Consider the following 26,978-nt stretch of genomic DNA (forward strand, 5'->3'; position numbering starts at 1 on the left):
GTGTCATGATTCTGCGTCAACCTGACCGGCCTCACTTCGCATGACTTCAGTGAAAGACGTTGCACAGCTGGCCGGCGTGTCCCTGATGACGGTTTCTCGAGCGCTCAACACTCCGGAAAAACTGAGCCCCGAAACTCTTCTGCGGGTGCGTCGTGCCATTGATGAACTGCAATTCGTACCGAGCCTGTCGGCGCGCAAGATGCGCGGCGACAACCTCCAGTCGCGAACCATCGGTGTGTTCGCGCTGGACACCGCGACCACACCATTCGCGGTCGAGCTGCTGCTGTCCATCGAGCAGACCGCGCAGCAAGCCGGCTGGAATGTATTTATCCTCAACCTGTTAAGCAACCCGCCCACCGACCAGAACATCGACCTGATGCTATCGCACCGTCCGGACGGCTTGATCTTCAGCGCCATGGGGTTTCGCCAGGTGTGCATTCCCGAGCGATTGAAGAGCAAACCCCTGGTGCTCGCCAATTGCCTGGCAGATGACAGCCGTCTCGTCAGCTATGTACCAGACGACGAAATGGGGCAGTATCGGGCCGTACACCACGCGTTGAACCTCGGCTATAAGCGCCCTCTGTGTATCAATCTGCCAAAACAAAGTCTGGCCTGGGGCCTGCGACAAAAAGGCATGCAGCGTGCCTGTCAGGCATTCGGACTGGCGCCTGACGCGCTCCTGCAATACGACCTTTCCGATCATGATGCCTATTGTGAAACAGCAGCTATCCTCGACCGGCACGTCATTGATGGTCGTCCCCAATTTGATATTCTGATCTGCGGCAATGACCGCATTGCCTTTTGTGCCTATCAGCTGCTGTTGGGCCGTGGCCTGAAAATTCCCAACGATGTCGCCGTGCTCGGCTACGACAATATGATCGGTATTGCTGAGCTGTTTATCCCGCCGCTGACCACGGTGCAACTGCCGTACTACGAGATCGGTCGCAAGGCTGCACGGCACCTGATAGAGACCCTCGACGTATCGGGAGCCCAGCCAGTTGATTGTCCATTGGTGGTTAGGGCATCGCTATAAGATTTAGTTAATTCGGTGATAGCGCCCCCGCTTGCTTTCGATTTGCCACTGGCCTGTCACCGACCACTTATGGCCCAAAGTGTGCTGCATTCCTGCACTCCAAGCCTACCCTTCCGCTGTTCCTCTGACTTTCGACGCACAACCTACAGTTACCGCGCCCGCAAGTGCGGTCACTCCGGAACGAATTGGCGGTAACTGGGATTCCAACCCTTGGGTCTGGGCGGTTCCGTTCAAGCAGTCGATTCCGTGATCGTCCCTATCGCCGCCCTCGCCTACATGGCCTGGCTCATCTACAAGGGGCCACGGGGATGAGTCGACGCCTAGCGTCTTCCTGCCAACACAAGAAATTGGTTTACGACGATAAAGAACGGCGCGTTTGGTGCAGTTGATTGTGAAACAGAAGTGGAGGCCTTCGACGCGCTCATAGGGCTCGTTGAGGTATTCAGCGGTGGTATGAGCTCGATACAGCGACGTCGCCGTTCACTGGAAGAGGCCGAGAAACCCCAGATAAGAAGCTGATAGAAACATGCGCAGACGAAGGACCACTGGACGAAGATTCAAGAGAGGTATTTGACTCGAGCGTTCAAGGACGCCCGGGAGGCGGCAGACTGCTACAAGGGATGGAGGAGGAAGAGTTGCCGGACTTTCACAAAGTGCGAGTGCGCTGTCGCTGCACCTGTACAAGAAAGCCGGAAAGGATGGTCAAAAAATTGCGGGCCATGCGAGCGAGGGCATGACCAGAAACTACCAGCGAGACCACGAGGAAATGATCTGGTCCGAGGCAATTCCGGACCTGAATATCAGCGAAATCACCGGGTAGTCTTGCGCCAGTTTTGCGCAGACGCAAAAAAGCCGATCTATATGATCGGCTTAAGTGTCTGATTCTACTCAGAAAATATGGTCGGGACGGAGTGATTCGAACACTCGACCCCTAGCACCCCATGCTAGTGCGCTACCGGACTGCGCTACGCCCCGACTAGGCGTGAAACTCGTTCCTCTTCTCGAAGAACGCTCAAGAATATATCGCAAGCTTTTGAAAACTGGAAGTATTCAAATGCAGGAAATTATTTCTTGAGGACAACCAACACATCTTCCAACTCAGCAATCATCTGCCGAATCATCTGTTTGTATTGGGTGGTGTCGTCTTTGGCTTCATCGCCGGACAAACGCAAGCGCGCGCCGCCGATGGTGAACCCTTGATCATAAAGAAGCGCGCGGATCTGCCGGATCATCAGCACGTCTTGTCGCTGATAATACCGGCGGTTTCCGCGGCGTTTGACGGGGTTGAGTTGAGGAAACTCCTGCTCCCAATAGCGCAGCACGTGCGGTTTTACCGCACACAGCTCGCTGACTTCACCAATGGTGAAGTAGCGTTTGCCTGGGATGACGGGTAGCTCGTCGTTATGACTTGGTTCCAGCATAAGCCTCAACTCGGGCCTTCAACTTCTGCCCTGGACGAAAGGTGACCACACGGCGAGCCGTGATCGGGATTTCTTCACCCGTTTTCGGATTGCGGCCAGGCCGCTGGCGTTTGTCCCGAAGGTCGAAATTGCCGAAACCGGACAATTTGACTTGTTCGTTGTCTTCAAGAGCGTGCCTGATTTCTTCAAAAAACAGTTCGACCAATTCCTTGGCCTCCCGTTTATTCAGGCCCAGCTCTTCATACAGACGTTCCGCCATCTCAGCTTTCGTCAGAGCCCCCATACGTCACTTCCTTAACGTGGCGTTCAACCTTTGTTCGAGCGAGGTGAGGATGTTTTGCGTCGTGGTATTCACCTCATCGTCATTAAGAGTGCGCGATGGATGCTGCCAGGTCAAGCCGACTGCAAGGCTTTTTCTATCAGGATCAATGCCTTTACCCTGATACACGTCAAATAGCCTGAGGTCTGTGAGCCATTCGCCTGCATTTTCACGGATTACATCCAGTACGGCACTGGCCGCAACGTCTGTGGACGCAATCAGTGCCAGGTCACGACGCACTTCAGGAAAGCGTGATAACTCCTGGAATTTTGGCATTTTTCCCAATGCCACTTCGGCCAGAACCAGCTCGAAGACGAAAACCGGACGGTCGAGACCGAGGGTTTTTGACAACTCAGGGTGGATAGCGCCGACGAAGCCAACCAGACGACCTTCTCGTTCGATGCGCGCGGTTTGACCCGGGTGCAACGCAGGGTGTTTGCCCGGCACGAAAGTGAACGAATCCAGCGCACCGGCAAAGCCCAGCACCGCTTCCACGTCGGCTTTGACGTCGAAGAAATCCACGACATCGCGACCCTGAGCCCAGCCTTCCGGCAGACGGCTACCGCAAACAACACCCGCAATCATCGGCTCTTGCTTCAGGCCTTCCAGCTGACCGACAAAACGCAGGCCGCTTTCGAACAGACGGACGCGATCCTGTTGACGGTTCAGGTTGTGCTGAAGTGCCTTGACCAGACCGGGCCACAAGGACGAGCGCATGGCCGCCATGTCGTTCGAGATCGGGTTGGCCAGCAGCAGCGGCTCGACACCCGGATTAAACAACTCGAATTGTTTCGGATCGATGAAACTGTAGGTGATCGCTTCCTGATAACCACGCGCCACCAGCAGGCGACGCAGTTCAGGCAGATCGCTACGCGCTTCGGCTTTGGCTTGCGGTGCCAGGCGAGCTTGCGGGTAGCGAACCGGCAGACGGTTGTAGCCGTACAGACGGGCCAGCTCTTCGATCAGATCGACTTCCAGGCTGATGTCGAAGCGGTGGCTTGGCACTTCAACGCGCCACTGCCCTGCTCCATCTGCAGCAATCTTCAGGCCCAGGCCGCTGAGCAGACGCTCGACTTCGGCCGACTCCATTTCCATGCCCAGCATCTGAGTGATGCGCTGCGCACGCAGGGTGACCGGAGCAATCTTCGGCAGGTGCTGTTCGCTGACGGTTTCGATGATCGGGCCAGCTTCGCCGCCAGTGATTTCCAACAGCAGGCCAGTGGCGCGCTCCATGGCTTCACGGGCCAATTGCCAATCCACGCCACGCTCGTAGCGGTGCGAAGCATCAGTGTGCAGGCCGTAAGAACGAGCCTTGCCAGCGACGGCAATCTGATCGAAGAACGCACTTTCCAGGAATACATCACGCGTGGTCGCGGTGTTGACGCCACTGTGCTCGCCCCCCATGACGCCAGCGATGGCCAAGGCGCGGGTATGGTCGGCAATCACCAGCGTATCGCTACGCAGGCTGACTTCCTGGCCGTCGAGCAGTACCAGCTTCTCGCCTTCTTCGGCCATGCGCACGCGGATGCCGCCATTGATTTCAGCGAGATCGAACGCGTGCAGCGGCTGACCCAGCTCAAGCATCACGTAGTTGGTGATGTCCACGGCAGCGTCGATGCTGCGCACGTCGCCACGACGCAAGCGCTCGACCATCCACAGCGGCGTAGGCTTGGACAGATCGACGTTACGGATCACACGACCCAGGTAACGCGGGCAAGCGGCTGGCGCCAGTACTTCGATCGAGCGCACTTCGTCATGCACGGCGGGCACAACAGCCACCACCGGACGGGTGACTTCAGCGTCATACAGCGCGCCGACTTCACGGGCCAGACCGGCCAGGGACAGGCAATCGCCGCGGTTCGGGGTCAGGTCAACCTCGATGCTGGCATCGTCCAGGCTCAGGTACTCGCGAATATCCAGACCGACCGGCGCATCCGCTGGCAATTCCATCAGGCCATCGTTGCCTTCGCCGACTTGCAGCTCGGCTTGCGAGCACAGCATGCCGTTGGACTCAACGCCACGCAGCTTGGCTTTCTTGATTTTGAAGTCGCCTGGCAGTTCGGCACCGATCATGGCGAACGGGATCTTCAGGCCAGGGCGCACGTTTGGCGCTCCGCACACAACCTGGAAGGTTTCCGAGCCATTGCTGACCTGGCAAACGCGCAACTTGTCGGCGTCCGGGTGCTGCTCGGTGCTCAGCACCTCACCCACGACCACGCCACTGAATTCACCGGCGGCCAGCGTAACGCTATCGACCTCAAGACCGGCCATCGACAGACGGGCAACCAGCTCGTCGCGACTTACCTGCGGGCTTACCCAGCCACGCAGCCATTGTTCACTGAATTTCATCCTGCTCTCCTAAGAATTCGTTACGACTAGCGAAATTGCGCGAGGAACCGCAAGTCGTTGTCGAAGAACAGACGCAAGTCATTCACGCCGTAACGCAGCATGGCCAGACGCTCAACGCCCATGCCGAAGGCAAAGCCCGAAAACTCTTCCGGGTCGATTCCGGACATGCGCAGCACGTTCGGGTGAACCATCCCGCAGCCCATGACTTCCAGCCAGCCCGTCTGTTTGCAGACGCGGCAGCCTTTGCCGCTGCACATCACGCATTCCATGTCGACTTCAGCGGACGGCTCGGTGAACGGGAAGTACGAAGGACGGAAACGCACGGCCAGCTCTTTTTCGAAGAACACGCGCAGGAACTCTTCGATGGTCCCTTTGAGGTCGGCGAAGTTGATGTCGCGGTCGACCAGCAGGCCTTCGACCTGGTGGAACATCGGCGAGTGGGTGATATCGGAGTCGCTACGGTACACACGGCCTGGGCAGACGATGCGGATCGGTGGTTGTTTCGATTCCATGGTGCGGACCTGTACCGGCGAGGTATGGGTGCGCAGCAACATGTTGGCATTGAAATAGAAAGTGTCATGCATCGACCGGGCCGGGTGATGGCCTGGGATGTTGAGCGCTTCGAAGTTGTGGTAGTCGTCTTCGACCTCAGGACCTTCGGCGATGCCGTAGCCAATGTGGGTGAAGAACTGTTCGATACGTTCCAGAGTACGAGTAACCGGATGCAGACCACCCGAGGTCTGGCCGCGGCCAGGCAGGGTCACGTCAATGGACTCGGCAGACAGTTTGGCGGCCAGATCGGCCTCTTCAAACAGCGCCTTGCGGGCATTGAGAACCTCTGTGACACGCTCCTTGGCAACGTTGATCAGGGCGCCGACTTGCGGACGCTCTTCTGCCGGCAAATTCCCCAGGGTCTTCATCACCTGAGTCAATTCACCCTTCTTGCCAAGGTAGTGAACCCGGATTTGCTCCAGGGCATTGATATCTTCAGCGCTTTGCACAGCCTCTAGTGCTTGAGAGACGAGCGCGTCCAGGTTTTCCATGTACAGACTCCAGATACAAAATAGGGGAAGAGCTTGAAGGCTCTTCCCCTATTTATGACGTTTAACACCTGGTCCCACAGAGGTGAGACCGGGTGACTGTCGGGGGTACTTAAGCCAAGGTGGCTTTAGCTTTCTCGACAATCGCAGCAAACGCCGCTTTTTCGTTCACTGCCAGATCAGCCAGAACCTTACGGTCGATCTCGATGGACGCTTTTTTCAGGCCGGCGATGAAACGGCTGTAGGACAGACCGTTGATACGTGCACCAGCGTTGATACGAGCGATCCACAGAGCGCGGAACTGACGTTTTTTCTGACGACGGTCACGGTAGGCGTATTGGCCTGCCTTGATTACCGCTTGCTTGGCAACACGGAATACGCGCGAGCGAGCGCCGTAGTAGCCTTTAGCAAGTTTCAGAATTTTTTTGTGACGTTTACGGGCAATGACGCCACGCTTTACACGAGCCATGAGTTACTTCCTCTATTCTTGACTAAAATTAACGAAGGCGCAGCATGCGCTCGACTTTTGCCACGTCAGACGGATGCAGCAAGCTGCTACCGCGCAGTTGACGCTTACGCTTGGTCGACATTTTAGTCAGGATGTGGCTCTTGAAAGCGTGCTTGTGCTTGATACCGTTAGCAGTTTTCAGAAACCGCTTAGCAGCACCACTTTTCGTTTTCATTTTTGGCATGTTCGGATACTCCGCATTCAGTTGATAAACATAATCAGAAGGCCTGCCGTGCCCTGATGATTACTTCTTCTTTTTCGGGGCGATGACCATGATCAGCTGGCGTCCTTCCATCTTAGGATGCTGTTCGACCGAACCGTACTCGAGCAAGTCACCTTCAACTCGCTTGAGGAGTTCCATCCCCAGCTCCTGGTGGGCCATCTCACGGCCGCGGAATCGCAAGGATACCTTGGCCCTGTCCCCATCACTCAGGAAACGTACCAGGTTGCGCAGTTTTACCTGGTAATCCCCTTCCTCCGTCCCTGGACGAAACTTGATTTCTTTAACCTGAATCTGCTTCTGGTTTTTCTTGGCCGCGGCAATCTGCTTCTTCTTCTCGAAGATCGATTTGCCGTAGTCCATCAGTTTGCAAACAGGGGGTACTGCATCGGCGGAAATTTCCACCAAATCCAGTTTGGCCTCTTCAGCCTTAAGAAGCGCGTCTTCAATTGACACAATCCCAAGCTGTTCACCTTCAGCCCCAATTAACCGAACCTCGCGTGCCGAGATATTCTCGTTGATCGGGGCTTTCGGTGCAGCTCGTTTATCTTGTCTCATTTCACGCTTAATAGTAATTACTCCGAATCTGGGCGACCACGCCGGGAAACCGCTTGCGCGAGAAACTCAGCGAACTGGGCGACGGGCATCGAGCCCAGGTCAGCACCTTCACGAGTACGCACAGCGACAGTCTGCATCTCGACTTCCCGATCTCCGATAACCAAGAGATAAGGAACCTTGAGCAAAGTATGCTCGCGGATTTTAAAGCCGATCTTTTCATTTCTCAAGTCAGACTTGGCACGAAATCCGCTTTCGTTGAGGGTTTTTTCGACCTCGGCGGCAAAATCGGCCTGTTTGTCAGTGATATTCATGATCACTGCCTGGGTCGGAGCCAGCCACGCAGGGAATGCACCCTCGTAGTGCTCGATCAGGATTCCGACGAAACGCTCGAAGGATCCGAGGATCGCCCGGTGCAACATCACCGGGTGCTTTCGACTGTTGTCTTCGGAGACGTATTCGGCTCCCAGACGGACAGGCAGGTTAAAATCGAGCTGAAGGGTACCACACTGCCAGACACGGCCGAGGCAATCTTTCAGCGAGAACTCGATTTTCGGACCGTAGAACGCACCCTCGCCCGGCTGCAGATCGTACGGCAAGCCAGCGCTATCAAGGGCTGCAGCCAGTGCAGCTTCGGCGCGATCCCACAGTTCGTCGGAACCGACGCGTTTTTCCGGACGAGTGGACAGCTTCATCTCGACGTCTTTGAAGCCGAAGTCGGCATAAACGTCCATGGTCAGCTTGATGAATGCAGCGGATTCGGCCTGCATCTGCTCTTCAGTACAGAAGATGTGGGCGTCGTCCTGAGTGAAGGCGCGAACGCGCATGATGCCGTGCAGTGCACCCGACGGCTCGTTACGGTGACAGGCACCGAACTCGGCCAGACGAATCGGCAGCTCGCGGTAGCTCTTCAGGCCCTGATTGAATACCTGCACGTGGCACGGGCAGTTCATCGGCTTGATGGCGTAGTCGCGGTTTTCCGACTGAGTGGTAAACATGTTGTCGGCGTAGTTGGCCCAGTGCCCGGATTTCTCCCACAGGCTGCGGTCAACGACTTGTGGAGTTTTGATCTCCAGATAGCCGTTGTCGCGCTGAACCTTGCGCATGTACTGCTCGAGCACCTGGTACAGAGTCCAGCCGTTCGGGTGCCAGAACACCATGCCCGGCGACTCTTCCTGGGTATGAAACAGGCCCAGGCGCTTGCCGATCTTGCGGTGATCGCGCTTTTCAGCTTCTTCGATGCGCTGGATGTAAGCCGCCAGCTGCTTCTTGTCCGCCCAAGCGGTGCCGTAAACGCGCTGCAACTGCTCGTTCTTGGCATCGCCACGCCAGTAGGCGCCGGACAACTTGGTCAACTTGAAGGATTTCAGGAAGCGCGTATTCGGCACGTGCGGACCACGGCACATGTCGACGTATTCTTCGTGATAGTACAGGCCCATGGCCTGCTCGTTCGGCATGTCCTCGACCAGGCGCAGCTTGTAGTCTTCGCCACGGGCCTTGAACACTTCGATCACTTCGGCGCGCGGAGTGACTTTCTTGATCACGTCGTAATCTTTCTCGATCAGCTGCTGCATGCGCTGTTCGATGGCTGCCAGGTCGTCCGGAGTGAAAGGACGTTCGAAGGCGATGTCGTAATAGAAGCCTTCGTCGATGACCGGACCGATGACCATCTTGGCGGTCGGGTACAGCTGCTTGACCGCGTGGCCAACCAGGTGGGCGCAAGAGTGGCGAATGATCTCCAGCCCCTCTTCATCCTTTGGCGTAATGATTTGCAGCGTGGAATCGCTGTCGATGATGTCGCTGGCGTCGACCAGCTTGCCATTGACCTTGCCGGCCACGGTGGCCTTGGCCAGACCTGCACCAATGGATGCGGCGACCTCGGCTACGGAAACCGGGTGATCGAATGAACGTTGACTGCCGTCGGGAAGAGTAATAGTTGGCATGGCGCCTCCTCTCCTAGTGGTGACCCCTACCAAAGGTCACGTGGGTTGGGATGAGCCAGTACAAGATCCGATCCAGGCCATTCAATGACGAACGCCTGCCTTACAGCGGCAGGAGCCTTGCGGCCAACCGGAAAACCGAACCAGAGTGACTGGGATTCAAATCAGGGTTATTCGCGCCGTTGCCGCCACCGGGACTGAAGGTCATCCGGAGCCCGCAAAAGCCCGAGCGAGGCATGCTAGCACAGATGAACGGTCATCGATGCAACGAGGCTTATGCCGGGGCAAATCTCGCAATTTATGCCAGAGTGCTGAACTTGGACCCCACTTTACCCCTCAGATAACAAGACATTGACCCACAAGGAGCATCCCAGCATGCGTCTGAATCGTTTGTTCGCAGTCGTCGCCCCCATCGTTCTGTTGCTGCCATTGGCCGCCCATGCCGATTGGCCAAAGGGCGAGCGCGAAAAATACATGGCTCAGTGCACAGATGCGGCCACTCCGCAGATTGGTGCGGCCGCAGCGAAGGCCCACTGCGCTTGCGGTGCTGATGCGATCAAATCGTATCCGGCGGCTGACATCCAGTCATTGATGGACAATAAGGCCAGCCCGGAATTGCAGCAGAAAGCTCTGGGTCAGATAGCCAAATGCAAGGCCAATACACCGGCGAAGAAGTGACAAAAAAGTCCTTTTGACTCGGCTTATCGCTGATAAAAACCGCTGCATTTGAGCTTTTTCGTACAATTTATGCAGGTTTTACAGGTTTTTTTATCGTCTTTACTTTCGGCTGAAAGCCTTGTAAAACGGGGCTTTCAGCTACATCAAGCAGCAAACGGAACGCGACTGCACGGCAAACAGCACGTCCGGGGGGCTCCCAAAGCGAACATTTCGACTATGATACCCCGGTGTGCCCAGTTGGCCTGAGCAGCACAGCACTACTGAAAATATATGTTTCTTGGAGATACACCATGTCTAATCGCCAAACCGGCACCGTTAAATGGTTCAACGATGAAAAAGGCTTCGGCTTCATCACTCCTCAAGGTGGCGGTGACGACCTGTTCGTACACTTCAAAGCTATCGAAAGCGACGGTTTCAAAAGCCTGAAAGAAGGCCAAACCGTTTCCTTCGTGGCTGAGAAAGGCCAAAAGGGTATGCAAGCTGCACAAGTCCGCGCTGAGTAATTTTCAGCCGCACTAAAAAAACCCCGTCCATGTGACGGGGTTTTTTATGGGTGAAGCAAAAGCCTGAAGCGATCAGCCGCAGTTGACGCGGGTGACCACCCGGCTGGCATCGGTGTTGAGGTTCAGACGATCGGAGCGGTATTCCAGCGTCACCATATCGCTAGGCGACAGGAACCGTGCGTTCTGTGCGCCTGCGCGGGTACGTGCCTGCTCCAACAGTGCGGGCGAAGCCGGTTTGCCGATGGCGAATTCGGCTGCCTTTGCCTCACAACGGCTGTGACCTGTGTCAGACGTCGCTACAGGGTCTGCCGCCGACTCGGAGGACGTGCTACTGCAACCAGCCAGCAAAGTGACGGCGAACAAAGTACCCAATGACGCGAGCTTCCAAGGCATGAAGCCTCCTTTTTTCCAATAGTTAAGCTGAGATCTTGCGACCGCCAATCCGGCATTTGGTTTCAAGGTGAGTGCCATCACTCCGCCCTGGAACCGCACGAGCGGCGAGTTTGCCTGAGCATCGCCGCGCCGTTCATCACTCAATCGTGACTGAATATGAACAGCCCTCAATAGACGTCGATGTAATCATACGGCGGGTTCGGCCAGTTCTCTTTCAGCGCATTGAAGATCTGCATGACCCAGACCTCATCGCTTGCTGCGACCAAGCCTACGTAACCGGAGCCCTTGGCCCACGTCTCCAGCCGAAACAATAGTCCGTTGATATCGGTGCCGCCCACAACACCCGATGAAATATAGGCAACGCCAGCCTTGGTCACCCGCAGTTGCGTATGCTCGTCATCACTGGCAGAAGCCAGTAACTGGCGCACCGCCTCGAGGGTCAAGCCGTCGGGCGTGTTCAAATCGATCTGCACAGCACGGTCCTTGAAAATTCGTCAAAGACCAAGTGTCGCATAGCCCTCCTCTCATGCCTAAGTCGGAGTGCCAAACGCCGCGCAAAATGGTTAACTCGACACTCAGACTTTCCCGACTTCACGAGCGCCATCATGTCCACCATAAGCATCGACGCCAACATCACCGTCAAGTGGCCGCAGGGTCACAGCTCTTACAGCCCGGGCAGCCCGGAAGAGTTCGCAATCATTGGCATCGATCTATTGGTCAAGGAACTGGGAACTGAAGCGGCCAGGAAATTCATCGCGCAGATATTCGAAAAATACCCCGCCGGCTATATGGGCTTGACAGAGAACGAGCGGGCGTAAAACCCGCAGGCTGGCACCTGCGGGTGTGAAACTTACTTCAGACGAGCCAGACGCTGGGTCAGCAAGTCGAAGAAACCCTGGGCGTCGCCGCTTTCTACCCAGAATGCATTCTTCGGCGCTTTCAGGCCGTCATACCAGTCGACGATGGTTTGGCCGAAGGTCGGGCCTTCGCGGCTATCAACGACCACATTGACCGAGCGACCGGTGAACAATTCAGGCTTGAGCAGGTAGGCGATGACGGTGGCGTCATGCACCGGGCCACCCGGAATGCCGTAGTGTTCCATGTCGCCTTTGACGTACTCATTGAGAATGTCGCCCACCAGCTTGCTGGCGTTGTTGTTGATCGCTGCGATCTGCTTCAGGCGCGCCTCACTGGTGAGGATCTTGTGGGTCACGTCCAGCGGCAGATAGGTCAGCTTCACGCCACTCTTGAGCACCACTTCCGCAGCCTGCGGGTCGGCGAACAGGTTGAACTCGGCCACCGGGGTGATGTTGCCGCCGTTGAAATGCGCTCCCCCCATGATCACCACTTCCTTGATGCCCTGAACGATTTCAGGTTCCTGGATCAGCGCCAGGGCCAGGTTGGTCTGTGGACCGAGCATGGCGATGGTGACGCTGTGAGGCTTGGCGGCCTTCAAAGTGTCGATCAGGTACTCGACCGCATTGCCTTCGGCCAGGCCTTTCTTCGGCTCATGCACGGTGACGCCCGACAAGCCCTCCTTGCCATGGATGTTCTCGGCATAAATCGGTGTGCGCATCAACGGTTTCGGTGCGCCTGCGTAGACCGGCACCTCCTCGCGCCCCGCCCATTCACGGGACAGTCGCGCATTTCGCGAAGTCTTGTCCAGTCGCACGTTGCCCGCGACGGTGGTCAGCGCACGGATATTCAATTCTTCCGGCGACGCCAACGCAAACAGCAAAGCGACGACGTCGTCGGCACCCGGGTCGGTGTCGATGATCAAATCGATCTTTTCCGCAGCCTGGGCGCTTGTTGCAGTAATCAGGGACAAAAGCAGCAAACTCCGGAGCAGGTGGTGCAGTTTCTGAGCATAGCGGTGCATATCGCACTCCTTGTGCGTGGGGAAACAGATTGTGTACAGCGGGTCAGAAGGTCACCCCCGAGACCAGCACGATGTTGCAGTACGGCGCACATTCGCCGGTACGAACAATCGCTCGCGCCTGTCGACTGAGGACTTTGAATTGTTCATGGCTGAGCAGCTCACGCTGGCCCAGCGCGCCTTTGGCATTCAGCTCATCCAGAGAGCGCAAGGCGGGTGGTTGTTTGTCCAGAATTTCCTGGGCCAGCACATGGCGCTCAACCTGCATTTCGCTGAGCACGACGTTCAAGGTGCTGACGAAATCCGGAATACCCTGGGTCAGGGCCAGGTCGATCAGTTCGACGCCCGGCGGTACGGGCAGGCCGGCATCGCCGATCACGACCATGTCGCCGTGCCCCAGGGAAGCGATCAGCCGAGACAGCGCGACGTTGAGCAAAGGTGTCTTTTTCATGGTGCTTTGTTCGCCTGTACTTCGGACAAGGTGGGAATCGAGGGTTGCGCGCCGGCACGGGTGACTGAAAGCGCCGCGGCTACCTGGCCGAAACGGATCGCTTCAGCTTCGGTTTTGCCGGACGCCAGCGCGGCAGCAAAACCGCCGACGAAGGTATCGCCGGCCGCCGTGGTATCGACAGCCTTCACCGTCGGTGCCGGGAAATGTTCGAAGCCTGTACCGTTGGCGAACATTGACCCTTGAGCACCCAGGGTGATGATGACCTTACCGGCACCCAGTGCGATCAATCGGGTTGCGGCGGTTTCGGCGGACGCAAGGGAGTCAACCGGCAAACCGCTCAGCGCCGAGGCCTCGCTTTCATTGGGAATCAGGTAATCGATGGACGCATACCAATCTGCTGGCAGCGGACGACTGGCCGGCGCCGGGTTGAGGATAACGATTTTGCCCAGCTCACGGCCGCGCTTGAGGGCGTGACCCACCGTGGCATCCGGCACTTCCAGCTGACAAATAATCACGTCCGCCGCCTGCAACACGGCATCGAACCGGTCGATCACCTGTGGCGTCAGCGCACCATTGGCACCGGCGACGATCACGATTGCGTTCTGGCTGTTGTCATCGACCACAATCAATGCCACGCCGCTGGAACCCTCGACAGTGCTGACGGCCTGGCAGTCGATCTGCTCGACCATCAGAGCCCTGCGCAGTTCTTCACCGTAAGCATCGCTGCCGATACAACCGACCATCGACACCTGCGCCCCCAGCCGCGCCGCAGCGACCGCCTGGTTCGCGCCCTTGCCGCCGGAAACCGTGGCAAACGACTGCCCGATCAGCGTCTCACCGCCACGGGGCAGCCGTGGAGCCCGGGTCACCAGGTCCATGTTCAGGCTGCCTATCACCACTACTTTTGCTGGCATACATCACTACTCGTCAATTCGGTTTCAGCGGTATTCGTCGAACACACCGGCAAGCGGCGCAGTCGATTCTCGCAGGACAATACTGGGCGTCACGATCCGCTGATCGGTGGCCATGTCGGGTGTTGCGATTCGTCGTAACAGAACCTCGGCCGCCATCTCACCGAGTTGCAGGATCGACTGGCCCACGGTGGTCAGCGCCGGGTAGACATAACGGCTCATCTGGATATCGTCGAAGCCGATCACCGACAGTTCTGTCGGCACACGCACATTGCGCTCGGCAGCCGCTCGCAACACGCCAATGCCAATCATGTCGTTGCCGGCGAAGATCGCGCTGGGCGGGTTCTTTTCCAGCAGAATCGCGGCGGCGTTGTAACCGCCAGTGCTGGTGAAGTCACTTTCCAGCATGCGCTCGCGATGCACTTCCACCCCCGCCTCTTTCAAGGCTCGGCAATAACCGGCCAGACGCATCTGCGCCACGCTGGTACCTGCCGGGCCACCGATGGTGGCAATGTCCCGGTGGCCCAGCTCCAGCAGATGCCGGGTGGCCAGGTAGGCACCGTATTCGTGATCGATTCGCACCAGGTCGGCATTTACACCTTCCAGCCCGCGGTCGACGATGACCATCGGTGTGCGCACGCCGGCGAGACCTTCTGCCAGCCCCGCGTCGCCACCGGCCGAGGCCACGATCAACCCGTCGATGCGTTTTTCCAGCAGCACGCGCAGGTAACTGCGCTGTTTGTCCGGGTTGTCGTCGGAGTTGCAGAGGATCACGCAATAGCCGTTACGCTCGCAGTAATCCTCAATGCCACGGGCCAGTTCAGCGAAGTACGGGTTGAGGCTGTTAGGCACCAGCAAACCGATGGTCGCCGTGGTCTTGGCTTTCAATGATCGGGCCACGGCGCTCGGCACGTAGTCCAGGGTCTTGATCGCCGCCTCGACTTTGATCCGTACCTCTTCGCTGACCGGCCGGGTCTTGTTCACCACATGGGACACCGTGGTGTAGGAAATCCCCGCGAGTGCCGCTACATCCTTGATCGTTGCCATGACTCAGGTCCGCCGGCTTGCGCGCTGACTGCGATAAGTATCAAGCACCACCGCCACCACGATCACTGCGCCGGTGATGATGCGTTTGGTCGGCTCGGTCGCGCCGATCTGCGCCAGGCCCGCCGCCAGTACGGAAATGATCAGAACCCCGAAGAAGGTGCTGATTACCGAACCACGGCCGCCCATCAGACTGGTGCCGCCGATCACCACCGCGGCGATCACTTGCAGCTCCAATCCGGAGCCGGCATTCGGGTCCGCCGCTTCCAGACGGGAAATCTGAAACAGCGCGGCGATACCGGCCAACAGCCCCATCAGACTGAATACCAGGATCTTGTAGGGTTTTGGATTGATCCCGGCCAGACGCACCGCTTCTTCGTTGGTGCCGATGCCGATCAGGTAGCGGCCGAACACGGTACGGGTCAGCACGGCCTGGGCGATGATGATGATCAGCAAGGCAATGATGAACGACGGCGAGATGCCAAAGGCAATCGGGTTGGACAGCCAGGCAAAGGCGTCACCGATGTAAGCCGTCCGCGAGCCGGTCATCTGATACGCCACGCCACGGGCCATTTCCAGCACGCCAAGGGACACGATGAACGACGGAATTCGCCACGCCACGGTGATCGATCCGGTGATGGTCCCGGCCAATGCCGCGATCGCCATGCCGAGCAGCGCTGCAGGCAGGACGCTCCAGCCCCAGCCAAGAATCGCCACGCTGACGGCCGACGCTGCGAGCGCCAACACCGAGCCGACCGACAGGTCGATACCGCCGATGATCAGCACGAACGTCATGCCGACCGCCAGCACCATCAGATCGGGAATCTGGTTGGCCAGGGTGCTGAAGGTGTCGTAGGACAGGAAGTGGCTGCTCAATACCGAGAACAGCGCAACCATCGCCAGCAAGGCACCGGCCAGGCCCAGATAGGTGCCCAGGCCGTAGAAATTGCCACTACGTTTGCCGGCAGGAGATGCAGTTTTCATGGAAGATCCCTAGGCGCTGCTTCGTTGAGCAACGCATCACGTTTTTGGTAGCCGGCGAACGCGGCAGCAAGCAAATCATCCTGGGTCCAGCTGTCGCGCTCGAAAGTGTCGATCAGGCGCCCCGCCGACAACACGCCGATCCGGTCGCAGATCAGCATCAGTTCACGCAGGTCGCTGGACACCACCACCAGCGCTTTGCCCTGCCGGGTCAGTTCACCGAGCAGCGCATAGATGTCGAACTTGGCGCCCACATCGATGCCACGGGTCGGTTCATCGAACAGCATCACCGAACAGTCGCGCTCCAACCAACGGCCGATCACGACCTTCTGCTGGTTGCCACCCGACAGCTCGGAAACCAGTTGCGTCGGACTCGAACTGCGGATGCGCATGGCATCGATCTGACGTTGGGCCAGGGACATTTCGTCAGCGTTGTTGACGATGCCGCCACTGGAAATCACCGGCATGTTGCCCAGCGCGATGTTGGCGCTGATCGACTGGGTCAGCAGCAGGCCTTCGCCTTTGCGGTCCTCGGTGATCAGGGCGATGCCGTGACCGACCGCATCGGCCGGCGAACGGATGCTCACTACCTGAGCCGGTGACCCCAGCGCAACGGTGCCACTGTCCGCGGTGTCGGCACCGAAGATCAGACGCAGCAACTCGGTGCGCCCTGCCCCGATCAATCCGGAAATCCCGTAGATCTCACCGGCGCGGACTTCGAAGGACACGTCGCGAACTTTGTCCGAGCGAGTCAGCCCTCTGACCGTCAAGGCGGGAGCGCCAATGTTGCGCGGCCCCAGGTCGATGTGTTCGCCGAGTTCACGGCCGACCATCAACGTGACCAGTTGCTCGCTGTTGTAATTGGCCATCGGCTCGACGCAGACCAGGTTGCCGTCACGCAACACCGCAATGCGCTGGGCGACCCGCGCCAGCTCTTCGAGGCGGTGGGAGATGTAGATGATCGACACGCCCCGAGCTTGCAGGCGGGTGATCTGCTCGAACAGCATCTCGACTTCACGGGCGGTCAACATGGCCGTCGGTTCGTCGAGGATCAGCACATGGCAATCGCCGATCAGATTGCGCGCGATCTCGACCATTTGTTGGTGGCCGATGCCGAGTTCGCCGACCAGGGTGTCCGGGTCGATCGCGTCGAGCCCAACCTGGGCCATGGCCTCGATCGCGGCTTTGCGCAGTTGTTTGCGGCTGATCCAGCCGCCATTGCTGGGAAGGTTGTCGAGAAACAGATTTTCCGCCACTGACAGGGTCGGCAACAGATTGAGTTCTTGCATGACCATGCGGATGCCCAGGTCTTCGGCCTGGGTGCGGCTGCCAGGGCGGTATTCCTGCCCCTGAAATTGCATCTGGCCGGTGGTCGGCGTGACCAGCCCGCCAATGATTTTCGACAGCGTGCTCTTGCCGGCACCGTTCTCGCCGGTCAGCGCCAGCACTTCACCGCGCATCAGCGTCAGGTCAATGCCGGTCAGGACGGGTTGGGCGTAGGTCTTGCCGATGCCGCTGACCGAGAGGACAGCGTTCGGGGCGGAAACTGACATAAAACTCTCCATGCGCTCGCCCGATCGGGCGAGCACCGTTGTGCCGCCAGAAGGGTTACTTGGTGACCAGCTCTACCGGCGTTTCGATCACGCCGTTGGCGCCGCTGTCGACCTTCTCGCCCTTGATGATTTTCAGCGCAGTCTCGATACCGAACACGGCTTGCCTGGCGGCAAACTGGTCAGCGGTCGCCAGGACCCGGCCGTCTTTCAACATTGGCTTGATGGCGTTGATGTTGTCGTAACCAACCACTTGCACCTTGCCGGCCTTGCCTGCCGCACGCACGGCGGAAACGGCACCGACGGCCATGCTGTCGTTACCGGCCAGCAGCGCTTTGACGTCCGGGTATTCGCTGAGGATCGAGGCGGCAACCTTGTTGCCCTTGTCGATCTCCCAGTCACCGGATTGCAACGAGACGACCTTGATCTGCGCCGCTTCCATCGCGTCTTTGAAGCCTGCGGTGCGGGCCTGGGCGTTGGTGGTGGTGGACACGCCTTCGATGATGCCGACTTCGTCACCGGCCTTCAGCTGCTTGGCCAGATACTCGCCGACCAGACGAGCGCCTTTGCGGTTATCCGGGCCTACGAACGGGACGGTGATGTTCTTGCTTTTGACCACGGCCGGGTCGAGCTGGTTATCGATGTTGATCACGGTGATACCGGCATCGATGGCTTTCTTGATCACGGGAACCATGGCCTTGGAGTCAGCCGGCGCGATGACCAGCGCATTGACCTTGGCCAGAATCATTTGCTCGACGATGCGCGTCTGGCCCGCAGTATCCGTTTCGTCCTTGATGCCGTTGGAGATCAGCTCGAAATCGCCGGAATGGTCTTTTTGATAAGCCTTGGCACCGTCTTCCATGGTCAGGAAGAACTCGTTGGCCAGGGACTTCATGACCAGTGCGACTTTGGGTTTTTCAGGAGTCTCGGCGAAAGCCGAAGAGACAGGCAGCGCGGCAGATGCGGCGGCCAGCATAGCGACAGCAAGAAGACGTCCAGCGAATGGCAGCTTCATGGGTTCACTCCGATCTTATGATTATTGTGAGCAACGCTTGCGCTGGCGTAAGCTTCATGGCGTCCGACTATGGACAGAGCCATCAAGAACAACGCGCAAACGTTTGCGTAGACCGAACTATGCGAACCCTGCTGTGATTTGTCAACGACCTGTTTTGTGTCTCGGTTGGCACCAGATCACGCCGTCGTGCTGACCAGACCACCCGCGCTGGAGTCTTTGGCCAGTTCTTTCACCAGATTCCCGGTGACTTGCGCCAGCGCACCATTGGTCTCGGCGATCTGCCCCTGGATCGACATGACGGCTGTGGCTTTGGCCTCCTCGGTTGGATAGGACGCTGCCTGAGCGGCCGCCAATTGCTGCTGTTGTTCGCGCAATTGCTGTTGCAGTTCCTGCATACGCTTGAGCAACACCTGAACCGCAATACTCTGGCTGCTTTTGCTCTCGGATTTGCTTTCGTCCTGAGCAGCCCCTCCGGTTCTGACCTGGTTTTCTTCTTTTCCAGTCAGCTGTGTCGACGCCTCTTCCGTCGCTTCGCTCAAGGCATTGATCGTCGACGGTGTCTTGCCACCAATGGTGATTGCGCCCGCATTTGGAAAACCGACAGAAAAAGACATGTGCACTCCCGAAAAAAAATCCCTTGAAGGGACATCGACCTGTGCGCGGGTTTCTTTAGCACTGATTTTCTATCTGGCAAGGCGAAGAGTTCACCAGAGGTCGTAGGCCTTTTCGGAGAGCCGAACGCGAAACCTCAACTAATTCGGAAACCCGGACACGAAGCTGTTTAAGGCCGGTAACCCACTGGGTAAATATTGATATAAATCATCCAGTTAAAAGTTTTTCTCATTCAACGTAGGGCTGGTACAGATCCTGCTCTTCACCTAGACCCCAAGCGTTCAGATCTGCCTGGGGCGTATCTAGATGAACTTGCATCAGCACCGTCTCACTACTAGAGAGAAAATAATGAAATCTGCCTTCAACACCTTTATTCCGGGCGCTTTGGCCCTCCTGCTGCTCCTGCCTACCGCTCTTCAGGCAAAAGAAGTCGAAACCCAACAGAAACTGGCCAACGTGGTGATCCTCGCCACCGGCGGCACCATTGCCGGTGCCGGCGCCAGCGCTGCTAACAGCGCGACCTACCAGGCAGCGAAAGTCGGCATCGAGCAACTGATCGCCGGGGTTCCGGAGCTCAGCCAGCTGGCCAACGTTCGCGGCGAACAGGTCATGCAGATCGCCTCGGAAAGCATCACCAACGACAACCTGCTGCAACTGGGTCGCCGCGTCGCCGAACTGGCCGACAGCAAAGACGTCGACGGGATCGTGATCACCCACGGCACCGACACCCTGGAAGAAACCGCGTACTTCCTGAACCTGGTGGAAAAAACCGACAAGCCAATCATCGTCGTCGGCTCCATGCGCCCAGGCACCGCAATGTCGGCTGACGGCATGCTGAACCTGTACAACGCCGTCGCCGTCGCCAGCAGCAAAGACGCCCGCGGCAAAGGCGTGCTGGTGACCATGAATGATGAGATCCAGTCGGGGCGCGACGTCAGCAAAATGATCAACATCAAAACCGAGGCATTCAAAAGTGCCTGGGGGCCGCTCGGCATGGTAGTTGAGGGCAAATCCTACTGGTTCCGTCTGCCGGCCAAGCGTCACACCATGGATTCGGAATTCGACATCAAAACCATCAAGAGCCTGCCTGACGTCGAAATCGCCTATTCCTACGGCAACGTCAGCGACACGGCCTACAAGGCACTGGCTCAATCCGGTGCCAAAGCGATCATCCATGCCGGCACCGGCAACGGTTCGGTCTCCTCGCGCGTGGTCCCTGCCCTGCAAGCCCTGCGCAAGGACGGCGTGCAAATCATTCGTTCGTCCCACGTCAACGCCGGCGGTTTCGTCCTGCGTAATGCCGAACAGCCTGACGACAAGTACGACTGGGTCGTGGCGCATGACCTGAACCCGCAAAAAGCCCGCATCCTGGCCATGGTCGCGCTGACCAAGACCAACGACAGCAAAGAGCTGCAACGGATGTTCTGGGAATACTGATTCGCCTTCGCCCGACCGACTCCGGTCGGGCACTGCATTCACCACTCGCCAGCCTGGGCGAGTGGTTCATACCCCGCCTGATACTCCGATAAAAATTTTCCCTTATTCCTACACCAAATGGAAAAAACTGCTGTCAGAGGATTTTCTTGAATTTTAAGCAGTTGCGAAAATGCCTACAGTTAAATACTGTATGCACGTACAGCTTAATAAGGATAATTCCGTGGCCTCCACCTCTGCTTCTCCTGATGCCTATCAACGCATGGGCATACGCGTTCAGAAAATCATCAATTCCCCCACCGCTCAGAAAGCCAAAGCCGCACTGATCTTCCGTTTACCGGACGAGCCTGTGGATGAGTGGGAGCAATTGCTCGAAGAAATTGATGAGAACGACAACGTCACCCTCGCCTATCGCGACGATGGCGGTGTGCAGATTTTCTGGGTTGTGCCGAAGGAAGATTGAGTCAATGAGTGTCCGCTGGTTTGCTTTGCTGTTTCTGTTCATCACCCTTGGCGCCCAGGCTGGCGCCCCCCGCACCTTCAACGAAGCCAAGAAAGTCGCCTGGAAGCTTTACGCGCCGCAATCCACCGAGTTCTATTGCGGCTGTAAATACACCGGCAACAAGGTCAACCTCGCAGCCTGTGGGTATGTGCCGCGCAAGAACGCCAAGCGCGCCGCCCGCATTGAGTGGGAGCACATTGTTCCCGCTTGGCAAATCGGCCATCAGCGTCAGTGCTGGCAAGAGGGCGGACGCAAGAACTGCACGCGGTACGATCCGGTCTATCAAAAGGCGGAGGCTGATCTGCACAACCTGGTGCCGAGCATCGGCGAAGTGAACGGCGATCGCAGTAACTTCAGTTTCGGTTGGCTGCCGGTGCAATCGGGTCAGTACGGTTCGTGCCTGACCCAGGTCGATTTCAAGGCGAAGAAAGTCATGCCCCGCCCCTCCATTCGCGGCATGATCGCCCGGACGTATTTCTACATGAGCAAACAGTACGGTTTGCGCCTGTCGAAACAGGACCGGCAACTGTACGACGCGTGGAACAAGACCTATCCGGTTGAAGCCTGGGAACGTCAGCGCAACCAGAGCGTGGCCTGCGTGATGGGTCGGGGCAACGAGTTTGTCGGGCCCGTGGACATGAAAGCCTGCGGCTGATCGACCGCATAAAACCAAAAAGGCCTCGGGCATTCATGCCCGAGGCCTTTTTACGTTTCTATCCGCCGCTTTTGTTGTAGCGCCAGTAACCCATCAGATTCAGTGACTCCCGAGCGATGCCGCGCTCCTTGATCAAGTACTTGCGCAGGCTCATCACGGCCATCGTTTCCCCGGCGATCCAACCGTAGAAACCCTGACCGGTCGAGTCGGAGGTTTCCCAGAGAATCTCTTGGTCGACATCGACCTTGGCCAGCTCCACTGTTGCGTGAGTCTGTGAGGAAGTAACCGGCAGCTCCGCCCCACGGACCGCTTCAACCATCAGCGAACCTGCTGCCCTACCGGCGGAATGATCCCGGACCAGCCACCGCACTGACAACCCAGGCCATTCAGGAACCGGCAATGCGTCTTCTGCGCTGGCCACCTCGAAAAATGCCTGAGTCGTCGGCGGCTCGGCCAAGGCAGCCATCTCGTCCAGAATGCCGAGAGCGGCGGGCAATGCCGTGGCATCAGCCACCAGCAACAGATGCTTGAGCGTGTGAGGCGGCTTCCATTCGAAACCTCCCGCGTCTTGCGCTGAAAACTGACGATCAGGCGCAACAATCTGGATTGGCTCGCCCACTCCCGACCGGATTGCCCAACGGGAAGCCGGACCGGTTTCACCGTGCAATACGAAGTCGATGTCCACTTCGCCTTGCTCGGCCCGCAGATGCCGGATGGTGTAAGTGCGCATTGCCGGACGCTGGTTGGCCGGCATTGAACGGTAGCGCGCATACCAATGCTGGTCATGAGCCAGTCTGGCAGGCGACCCGTCTTCGGCTGGAAAGAATAGTTTGACGCGCTGATCCGGCGCCCAGGTGGCCATTTCGGTGACCATCGGACCGGCCAGGGTCACGCGCATTAAATGTGGGCTGAGGGTCTTTTTGTGCGCCAGGACCGCGTCGAATATTTTGTAAGGGGTGGCGGAGGCCATGGAGAGCTCCTTCTGGGAATCGACAGTGACTACGCTTAGAGACGAGTCAATGTGGATCCCCTTTAAGGGGCTTCGACGGAAGGCCTGCGTGAAAAGGGCTGTTACTGGGCTACGGGACGCTCAAGCACCAGCACTTCGATGTTCTGTTTCTTGGCCCGGGTAAGCGCCGCAGCCACTTCGGCCTGCTTGGCTTCGGCCTCGGCTTTCGAATTGAATGGTCCGAGCAGAATTCGGGTCTTGCCGTTTTCCTTGACGATGCTGGACACAAAGCTGTGCTCGATCAGCCAACCGCTCAGGTCGCTGACAGCCTGGGGCGTTTCGCCTCTCACTTCGACATCCCATTGCGGCCCGGTGACTGCCGCGGGCGCGGAAACGACTGCCGGCTTCGGCTTTTGAGCGTCAACACCCTTACCTTGATCGCACCCAACCAGCGCCAGTACTGCGATTACCAAGACCATTTTGCGCACAACGTGTCCCTCTGAATGCTGAAAGCGGCGATTTTAGCATTCATGAATACTTCCCGAGTGCCGCAAAATGGGCGCAAAACAACGAGAATGATGGTTGCGGCCTCTGTATAGTTACGCCTTGGGAATTAATGCAGCATCTGCGCGTCAGAAAGAGGCACCCAAACCGTGAGACTTCGCACTAATCTATACATACCACCGACCTCTGCACTGTTCGAATCAGGTGCCCTACAAAGCAATCAAGGAGAAGACCATGCTGATACTCACCCGCAAAGTCGGTGAAAGCATAAATATCGGTGACGACATTACGATCACCATACTGGGCGTGAGCGGCCAGCAAGTCCGGATCGGGATCAACGCGCCGAAAGACGTCGCAGTGCATCGCGAAGAAATCTATCAACGCATTCAGGCTGGCCTGACCGCTCCAGACAAGCCGCAAACTCCCTGAATCCTGTTGCAGTCAGTAGCCAGCCCGTTCAGTCCCGGACAACGGCTGGCTAAAGATTCAAGCGTAGTATTGCCATCCGTTCGCCCCTGCCCGCCAAAACGTGAAGCCGATATTAACGACACGTCCCCTGCACTGACTGTCAGACGTTTCTGATTATCCCCCAGGAAGAACGTGATCCGACTCGGCTAACCAAACGTTACGCCGCGCGCCATGCCCGTGGCCGCCACCACCATCAGCAACACCAGCAGCCCTTCGATATGACTGATCCGCGCAAACAGCTTCGCGCGCCCGGTATCGATCGCCGCGCCACGACTCAGTGCGACCCGCCATTTGATCAGCGTGATCATCGGCGCCACTTCGAGCAGCAAGATCAGCACGAACAGCGTCATCTTGAGATGGAACAATGGCTGGTGAAGGTAGTAATCCGTACCTTTTTCGTACCCACCGAAGGCCCGCATCCCACCGGAGATCAAGAGGATCACGGCAGAGATCCCCCACAGATTATCGGCCATCAACACTCGGCGAGCCTCCCCCGACCCGGCCGCCAGACGGCTGAATGCGGTTCCCCGCGTCAGTACAGCCCAGAACCCCAAGGCGAAAGCCAGCAAGTGAATTGCCGCAAGCGACCAATGAACCAGCATCGATTGACTCCTATCAGACTGAGTTTGAGTTTGGCCAGTCAGTAGTAGTCCAAAAAACCGCGATTCGCCCGGGTTTGCACAGGAGGCGTTTCGCGCTTCTCCATAGAAGCGGCACGGCACACAGGCAACTTTTTCAGAGTGAAGGCAGGCGGCGGAGGTGTCCTTGCGATGTTCGAGCGAACCAGGACAAACCTCAGGCAAAAAAAAATCCCAAGCAGCTGATGGACGCTTGGGACTTAAAAATGCATAAACCGTGGTGGTGAACGCGAAGCAATCTTACCTAAAACCGACACTTGTAACAATATATTTTGAGGACCGTTCGGTTAATTAATTTTATAAGTGCTTAAATATCCACACTATTTTTGTGGAGCTTGAACAATTCTATAACGGCCAGTGTCGTAACTGAGCATCTATTAGAGCGCCAAACAGAGAGCCCAGCACGATGGCTGGGCCCTGGTTATTTTCTGTTTTCCATCATCTTATCGGCGAGCGCTTTGGCCCTTTCAATCAACAGATTCTGCCTGTCTTCGTGAGTAGCCCCTCCGACAACGGGTGCCGTCAGATTACTTTCCGCAATCAACGCAGCGCAGAAGTATTGATCCCAAACAGCCTTGCCCTCAGACGCCTGTTTGTTCATTTGGTCGGCGATCATATGCGGCTCCTTTTGGTGGGATAGCACCGCTATCTTACGCCTGAACCGCAAACAACCTCAGCCGCTGAAGACCAACGCAAACGCGCCGCCCCATAAACTTTCCGACACAAGACAGTTTCATTTCCAAGAACTCGTTAACCTTTTGCAAATTCTTGCCGATGTCTCAAGCTTAGGGCATAGGAGCAACACAGATGAGAAACAATCAACCCGTTACACAACGTGAGGTTGCCCTTGGACCTCAACAGAAACTCATCTCGACAACGGACTCACGAGGGGTCATCACTTACTGCAACGACGCCTTCGTAGACATCAGCGGTTTCAACAAGTCAGATCTGATAGGTGCCCCGCAAAACATCGTTCGTCATCCTGACGTGCCATCCGCCATATTCGCCCATATGTGGAGCGCCCTCAAACAAGGCAACCCGTGGATGGGCATCGTCAAGAACCGCTCCAGGAACGGCGACCACTACTGGGTCAATGCCTACGTCACGCCCATATTTGAAGGGAGCCAAGTCGTTGGTTATGAGTCGGTCCGGGTAAAACCGAGCATCGAACAAATCCGCCGGGCCGAAGCTCTCTATAAACGAATCAACCGGGGCAAGTCGGCAGTCCCCGGCAGCGACAAATGGCAACCCGTCTTGATGGACTGGCTGCCGTTCCTGGCCATGGGCTTAGCGGGGACTTTGGGCGGTGTTTTCCTCAGTCCTCCCTTGGCAGCATTGGTAGCCGTAGGTGTATCGGCTCCGATGGGCCTGATTGCTTCGCGCCGGCAGAAGCGCGGTGCGCTGCATCTGCTGGAAATGGCAGAGGCTTCCACTTCCGACCAACTGATCGCGCAAATGTATAGCGACGAGCGAGGTCATCAGGCGCGTCTTGAAACGACCTTCGTGAGCCAGGCATCACACCTCAAGACTTGCCTGACACGCTTACAAGACACCGCAGAGCAGCTCACCGGGCTGGCCGGGAGATCTGACGCTCTCGCCTCCGACAGTTCACGTGGACTTGATCGCCAACGAATCGAAACCGAGCAGGTATCGGCCGCCGTCAATCAGATGGCAGCGACCACGCAAGAGGTCGCAAGCCATGTCCAGCGCACTGCCGACGCCACCCAGGCAGCCAACGTGCTGACAGGCCGCGGACGTGACGTAGCCCGGGACACCCGCGACGCCATTCAGCGGCTCTCCAATGTGGTAGGCGAGACAGGCCAGACCGTCGCGCAACTGGCCAAAGACAGTAACGAAATAGGGACGGTCGTCGATGTGATCAAAGGCATTGCCGATCAAACCAACTTATTGGCGCTCAATGCCGCAATCGAAGCTGCACGCGCGGGAGAAATGGGCCGAGGTTTTGCGGTCGTCGCGGACGAAGTACGCCAATTGGCACAGCGAACAACCGAGTCGACGACCCAGATTCACGGCCTGATTTCCAAGCTACAGGTCTCTTCAAACAATGCCGTGAAGACTATGGAAAGCGGCCAGCGCCAGGCCGAAGAAGGAGTTGCGTGGGTGCTGGAGGCCGACAAAGCCCTGATCGGCATTAGTGAAGCCGTCGCCAACATCACCGATATGACAACCCAGATCGCGGCCGCGACTGAAGAGCAGTCGGCCGTCGCAGAGGAAATCAGCCGCAACATCACCACCATCGCAACCCTCGCCGATCAGACGTCTGAGCAAGCCAGGCATTCCGCCGAGGTAACCAAGGAACTAACACAGACAGCTAAAACTCAGTATTCGCTGGTTGAGCGCTTTAACCGATAGCCCCTGCTCTTACTGATCAGGGATCTAAATAGAAAAAGCAGGATGATCAATCCTGC

General features: G+C 57.5%; 31 protein-coding genes, 1 tRNA gene and 1 pseudogene. 10 read left to right on the forward strand and 23 right to left on the reverse strand.

Annotated features, from left to right (window positions below; genetic code table 11):
• The first annotated feature begins 40 nt into the window (after positions 1-40).
• A complete protein-coding gene (locus tag JIO00_RS18965) occupies positions 41-1,033 on the forward strand; it encodes a LacI family DNA-binding transcriptional regulator (RefSeq protein WP_154501260.1) in 993 nt (330 codons plus the stop codon).
• A 522-nt stretch (positions 1,034-1,555) separates the two neighbouring features.
• Positions 1,556-1,853 (forward strand): annotated as a pseudogene (locus tag JIO00_RS29885) (integrase); the annotation flags it as partial.
• 78 nt (positions 1,854-1,931) lie between these two features.
• On the opposite strand, the gene JIO00_RS18970 reads toward JIO00_RS29885, so the two are convergent.
• From JIO00_RS18970 to thrS, 9 genes are all read right to left on the reverse strand, one after another.
• A tRNA-Pro gene (locus JIO00_RS18970) sits at positions 1,932-2,008 on the reverse strand.
• An 89-nt stretch (positions 2,009-2,097) separates the two neighbouring features.
• Complete coding sequence (locus JIO00_RS18975; RefSeq protein WP_003179985.1) at positions 2,098-2,454, reverse strand: MerR family transcriptional regulator; 357 nt, start codon at positions 2,452-2,454, stop codon at positions 2,098-2,100.
• On the reverse strand, positions 2,435-2,737 hold the full coding sequence (ihfA, locus tag JIO00_RS18980; protein ID WP_002553164.1) for an integration host factor subunit alpha: 303 nt from the start codon (positions 2,735-2,737) through the stop codon (positions 2,435-2,437). The genes JIO00_RS18975 and ihfA overlap by 20 nt, the downstream gene beginning before the upstream one ends.
• Positions 2,738-2,740: 3 nt before the next feature.
• The gene (gene pheT / locus JIO00_RS18985) at positions 2,741-5,122 is read right to left on the reverse strand and encodes a phenylalanine--tRNA ligase subunit beta (protein WP_083376302.1); all 2,382 of its coding nucleotides are present in this window, start codon (positions 5,120-5,122) and stop codon (positions 2,741-2,743) included.
• Positions 5,123-5,148: 26 nt separating this feature from the next.
• Positions 5,149-6,165, reverse strand: coding sequence for a phenylalanine--tRNA ligase subunit alpha (gene pheS, locus JIO00_RS18990; RefSeq protein ID WP_007905876.1), 1,017 nt, complete (start codon positions 6,163-6,165; stop codon positions 5,149-5,151).
• 109 nt (positions 6,166-6,274) lie between these two features.
• A complete protein-coding gene (gene rplT, locus JIO00_RS18995) occupies positions 6,275-6,631 on the reverse strand; it encodes a 50S ribosomal protein L20 (protein WP_007905879.1) in 357 nt (118 codons plus the stop codon).
• Between the two features lie 28 nt (positions 6,632-6,659).
• Positions 6,660-6,854: a 50S ribosomal protein L35 gene (gene rpmI / locus JIO00_RS19000; protein WP_002553160.1), complete on the reverse strand. Its 195-nt coding sequence runs from the start codon at positions 6,852-6,854 to the stop codon at positions 6,660-6,662.
• A 60-nt stretch (positions 6,855-6,914) separates the two neighbouring features.
• Complete coding sequence (infC, locus tag JIO00_RS19005) at positions 6,915-7,466, reverse strand: translation initiation factor IF-3 (protein ID WP_169857083.1); 552 nt, start codon at positions 7,464-7,466, stop codon at positions 6,915-6,917.
• Positions 7,466-9,388, reverse strand: coding sequence for a threonine--tRNA ligase (thrS, locus tag JIO00_RS19010; RefSeq protein ID WP_200666623.1), 1,923 nt, complete (start codon positions 9,386-9,388; stop codon positions 7,466-7,468). The genes infC and thrS overlap by 1 nt, the downstream gene beginning before the upstream one ends.
• A 372-nt stretch (positions 9,389-9,760) precedes the next feature.
• Here thrS and JIO00_RS19015 point away from each other — a divergent pair, with 372 nt between their 5' ends.
• Entirely contained in the window at positions 9,761-10,063 is a 303-nt protein-coding gene (locus JIO00_RS19015; RefSeq protein ID WP_200666625.1) for a hypothetical protein, read from the forward strand.
• A 290-nt stretch (positions 10,064-10,353) separates the two neighbouring features.
• Positions 10,354-10,566, forward strand: coding sequence for a cold-shock protein (locus JIO00_RS19020; RefSeq protein ID WP_007905882.1), 213 nt, complete (start codon positions 10,354-10,356; stop codon positions 10,564-10,566).
• Positions 10,567-10,638: 72 nt separating this feature from the next.
• On the opposite strand, the gene JIO00_RS19025 is transcribed toward JIO00_RS19020, so the two are convergent.
• Both JIO00_RS19025 and JIO00_RS19030 read right to left on the reverse strand, forming a co-directional pair.
• A complete protein-coding gene (locus JIO00_RS19025) occupies positions 10,639-10,959 on the reverse strand; it encodes an I78 family peptidase inhibitor (protein WP_010455938.1) in 321 nt (106 codons plus the stop codon).
• Positions 10,960-11,126: 167 nt separating this feature from the next.
• Entirely contained in the window at positions 11,127-11,432 is a 306-nt protein-coding gene (locus JIO00_RS19030) for a hypothetical protein (RefSeq protein ID WP_077748042.1), read from the reverse strand.
• A 132-nt stretch (positions 11,433-11,564) separates the two neighbouring features.
• On the opposite strand from JIO00_RS19030, the gene JIO00_RS19035 reads away from it, so the two are divergent.
• Complete coding sequence (locus tag JIO00_RS19035) at positions 11,565-11,777, forward strand: hypothetical protein (RefSeq protein WP_010455943.1); 213 nt, start codon at positions 11,565-11,567, stop codon at positions 11,775-11,777.
• A 32-nt stretch (positions 11,778-11,809) separates the two neighbouring features.
• On the opposite strand, the gene JIO00_RS19040 is transcribed toward JIO00_RS19035, so the two are convergent.
• The 8 genes from JIO00_RS19040 to JIO00_RS19075 all read right to left on the reverse strand — a co-directional run bounded on the left by JIO00_RS19040 (position 11,810) and on the right by JIO00_RS19075 (position 19,401).
• The gene (locus JIO00_RS19040; RefSeq protein WP_200666627.1) at positions 11,810-12,838 is read right to left on the reverse strand and encodes a nucleoside hydrolase; all 1,029 of its coding nucleotides are present in this window, start codon (positions 12,836-12,838) and stop codon (positions 11,810-11,812) included.
• A 43-nt stretch (positions 12,839-12,881) separates the two neighbouring features.
• Entirely contained in the window at positions 12,882-13,286 is a 405-nt protein-coding gene (gene rbsD, locus JIO00_RS19045) for a D-ribose pyranase (RefSeq protein WP_010455947.1), read from the reverse strand.
• Positions 13,283-14,200: a ribokinase gene (gene rbsK, locus JIO00_RS19050; RefSeq protein ID WP_200666629.1), complete on the reverse strand. Its 918-nt coding sequence runs from the start codon at positions 14,198-14,200 to the stop codon at positions 13,283-13,285. Before rbsK ends, rbsD begins: the two co-directional genes overlap by 4 nt.
• Positions 14,201-14,224: 24 nt before the next feature.
• Complete coding sequence (locus JIO00_RS19055) at positions 14,225-15,244, reverse strand: LacI family DNA-binding transcriptional regulator (RefSeq protein ID WP_010455951.1); 1,020 nt, start codon at positions 15,242-15,244, stop codon at positions 14,225-14,227.
• A 3-nt stretch (positions 15,245-15,247) separates the two neighbouring features.
• The gene (locus tag JIO00_RS19060; RefSeq protein WP_102595445.1) at positions 15,248-16,225 is read right to left on the reverse strand and encodes an ABC transporter permease; all 978 of its coding nucleotides are present in this window, start codon (positions 16,223-16,225) and stop codon (positions 15,248-15,250) included.
• Complete coding sequence (locus tag JIO00_RS19065) at positions 16,222-17,775, reverse strand: sugar ABC transporter ATP-binding protein (RefSeq protein WP_200666631.1); 1,554 nt, start codon at positions 17,773-17,775, stop codon at positions 16,222-16,224. The genes JIO00_RS19060 and JIO00_RS19065 overlap by 4 nt, the downstream gene beginning before the upstream one ends.
• A 55-nt stretch (positions 17,776-17,830) precedes the next feature.
• Positions 17,831-18,787 (reverse strand): sugar ABC transporter substrate-binding protein, encoded by a 957-nt coding sequence (locus JIO00_RS19070; protein WP_010455958.1) that lies wholly within the window; start codon positions 18,785-18,787, stop codon positions 17,831-17,833.
• Positions 18,788-18,963: 176 nt separating this feature from the next.
• Positions 18,964-19,401 (reverse strand): hypothetical protein, encoded by a 438-nt coding sequence (locus JIO00_RS19075; protein WP_077748038.1) that lies wholly within the window; start codon positions 19,399-19,401, stop codon positions 18,964-18,966.
• Between the two features lie 346 nt (positions 19,402-19,747).
• Between JIO00_RS19075 and JIO00_RS19080 the strand changes: the two genes are divergently transcribed.
• From JIO00_RS19080 to JIO00_RS19090, 3 genes are all read left to right on the forward strand, one after another.
• On the forward strand, positions 19,748-20,836 hold the full coding sequence (locus tag JIO00_RS19080; RefSeq protein WP_010455963.1) for an asparaginase: 1,089 nt from the start codon (positions 19,748-19,750) through the stop codon (positions 20,834-20,836).
• A 169-nt stretch (positions 20,837-21,005) separates the two neighbouring features.
• Positions 21,006-21,296, forward strand: coding sequence for a DUF1654 domain-containing protein (locus JIO00_RS19085; RefSeq protein ID WP_042932723.1), 291 nt, complete (start codon positions 21,006-21,008; stop codon positions 21,294-21,296).
• A gap of 4 nt (positions 21,297-21,300) precedes the next feature.
• Entirely contained in the window at positions 21,301-21,990 is a 690-nt protein-coding gene (locus tag JIO00_RS19090; RefSeq protein WP_010455967.1) for an endonuclease, read from the forward strand.
• Positions 21,991-22,048: 58 nt separating this feature from the next.
• On the opposite strand, the gene JIO00_RS19095 is transcribed toward JIO00_RS19090, so the two are convergent.
• Together JIO00_RS19095 and JIO00_RS19100 are read right to left on the reverse strand one after the other, a co-directional pair.
• Positions 22,049-22,960 (reverse strand): siderophore-interacting protein, encoded by a 912-nt coding sequence (locus JIO00_RS19095; protein ID WP_200666633.1) that lies wholly within the window; start codon positions 22,958-22,960, stop codon positions 22,049-22,051.
• 101 nt (positions 22,961-23,061) lie between these two features.
• Positions 23,062-23,427 (reverse strand): SPOR domain-containing protein, encoded by a 366-nt coding sequence (locus JIO00_RS19100; RefSeq protein ID WP_010455972.1) that lies wholly within the window; start codon positions 23,425-23,427, stop codon positions 23,062-23,064.
• A gap of 250 nt (positions 23,428-23,677) precedes the next feature.
• Here JIO00_RS19100 and csrA point away from each other — a divergent pair, with 250 nt between their 5' ends.
• Positions 23,678-23,872 (forward strand): carbon storage regulator CsrA, encoded by a 195-nt coding sequence (gene csrA / locus JIO00_RS19105; RefSeq protein ID WP_007938114.1) that lies wholly within the window; start codon positions 23,678-23,680, stop codon positions 23,870-23,872.
• Positions 23,873-24,057: 185 nt separating this feature from the next.
• Here csrA and JIO00_RS19110 read toward each other — a convergent pair whose 3' ends face one another.
• A complete protein-coding gene (locus JIO00_RS19110; RefSeq protein ID WP_077748036.1) occupies positions 24,058-24,513 on the reverse strand; it encodes a DUF2214 family protein in 456 nt (151 codons plus the stop codon).
• Positions 24,514-24,970: 457 nt separating this feature from the next.
• Positions 24,971-25,165 carry a hypothetical protein gene (locus JIO00_RS19115; protein WP_010455982.1) on the reverse strand — a complete coding sequence of 65 codons (195 nt, stop codon included), beginning with the start codon at positions 25,163-25,165 and terminating at the stop codon, positions 24,971-24,973.
• Positions 25,166-25,356: 191 nt separating this feature from the next.
• Here JIO00_RS19115 and JIO00_RS19120 point away from each other — a divergent pair, with 191 nt between their 5' ends.
• Positions 25,357-26,922, forward strand: coding sequence for a methyl-accepting chemotaxis protein (locus JIO00_RS19120; RefSeq protein WP_200666635.1), 1,566 nt, complete (start codon positions 25,357-25,359; stop codon positions 26,920-26,922).
• Positions 26,923-26,978 lie beyond the last annotated feature (56 nt).

It is taken from the genome of Pseudomonas sp. SW-3, assembly GCF_016615645.1.
Classification (GTDB): Bacteria; Pseudomonadota; Gammaproteobacteria; order Pseudomonadales; family Pseudomonadaceae; genus Aquipseudomonas; species Aquipseudomonas mandelii.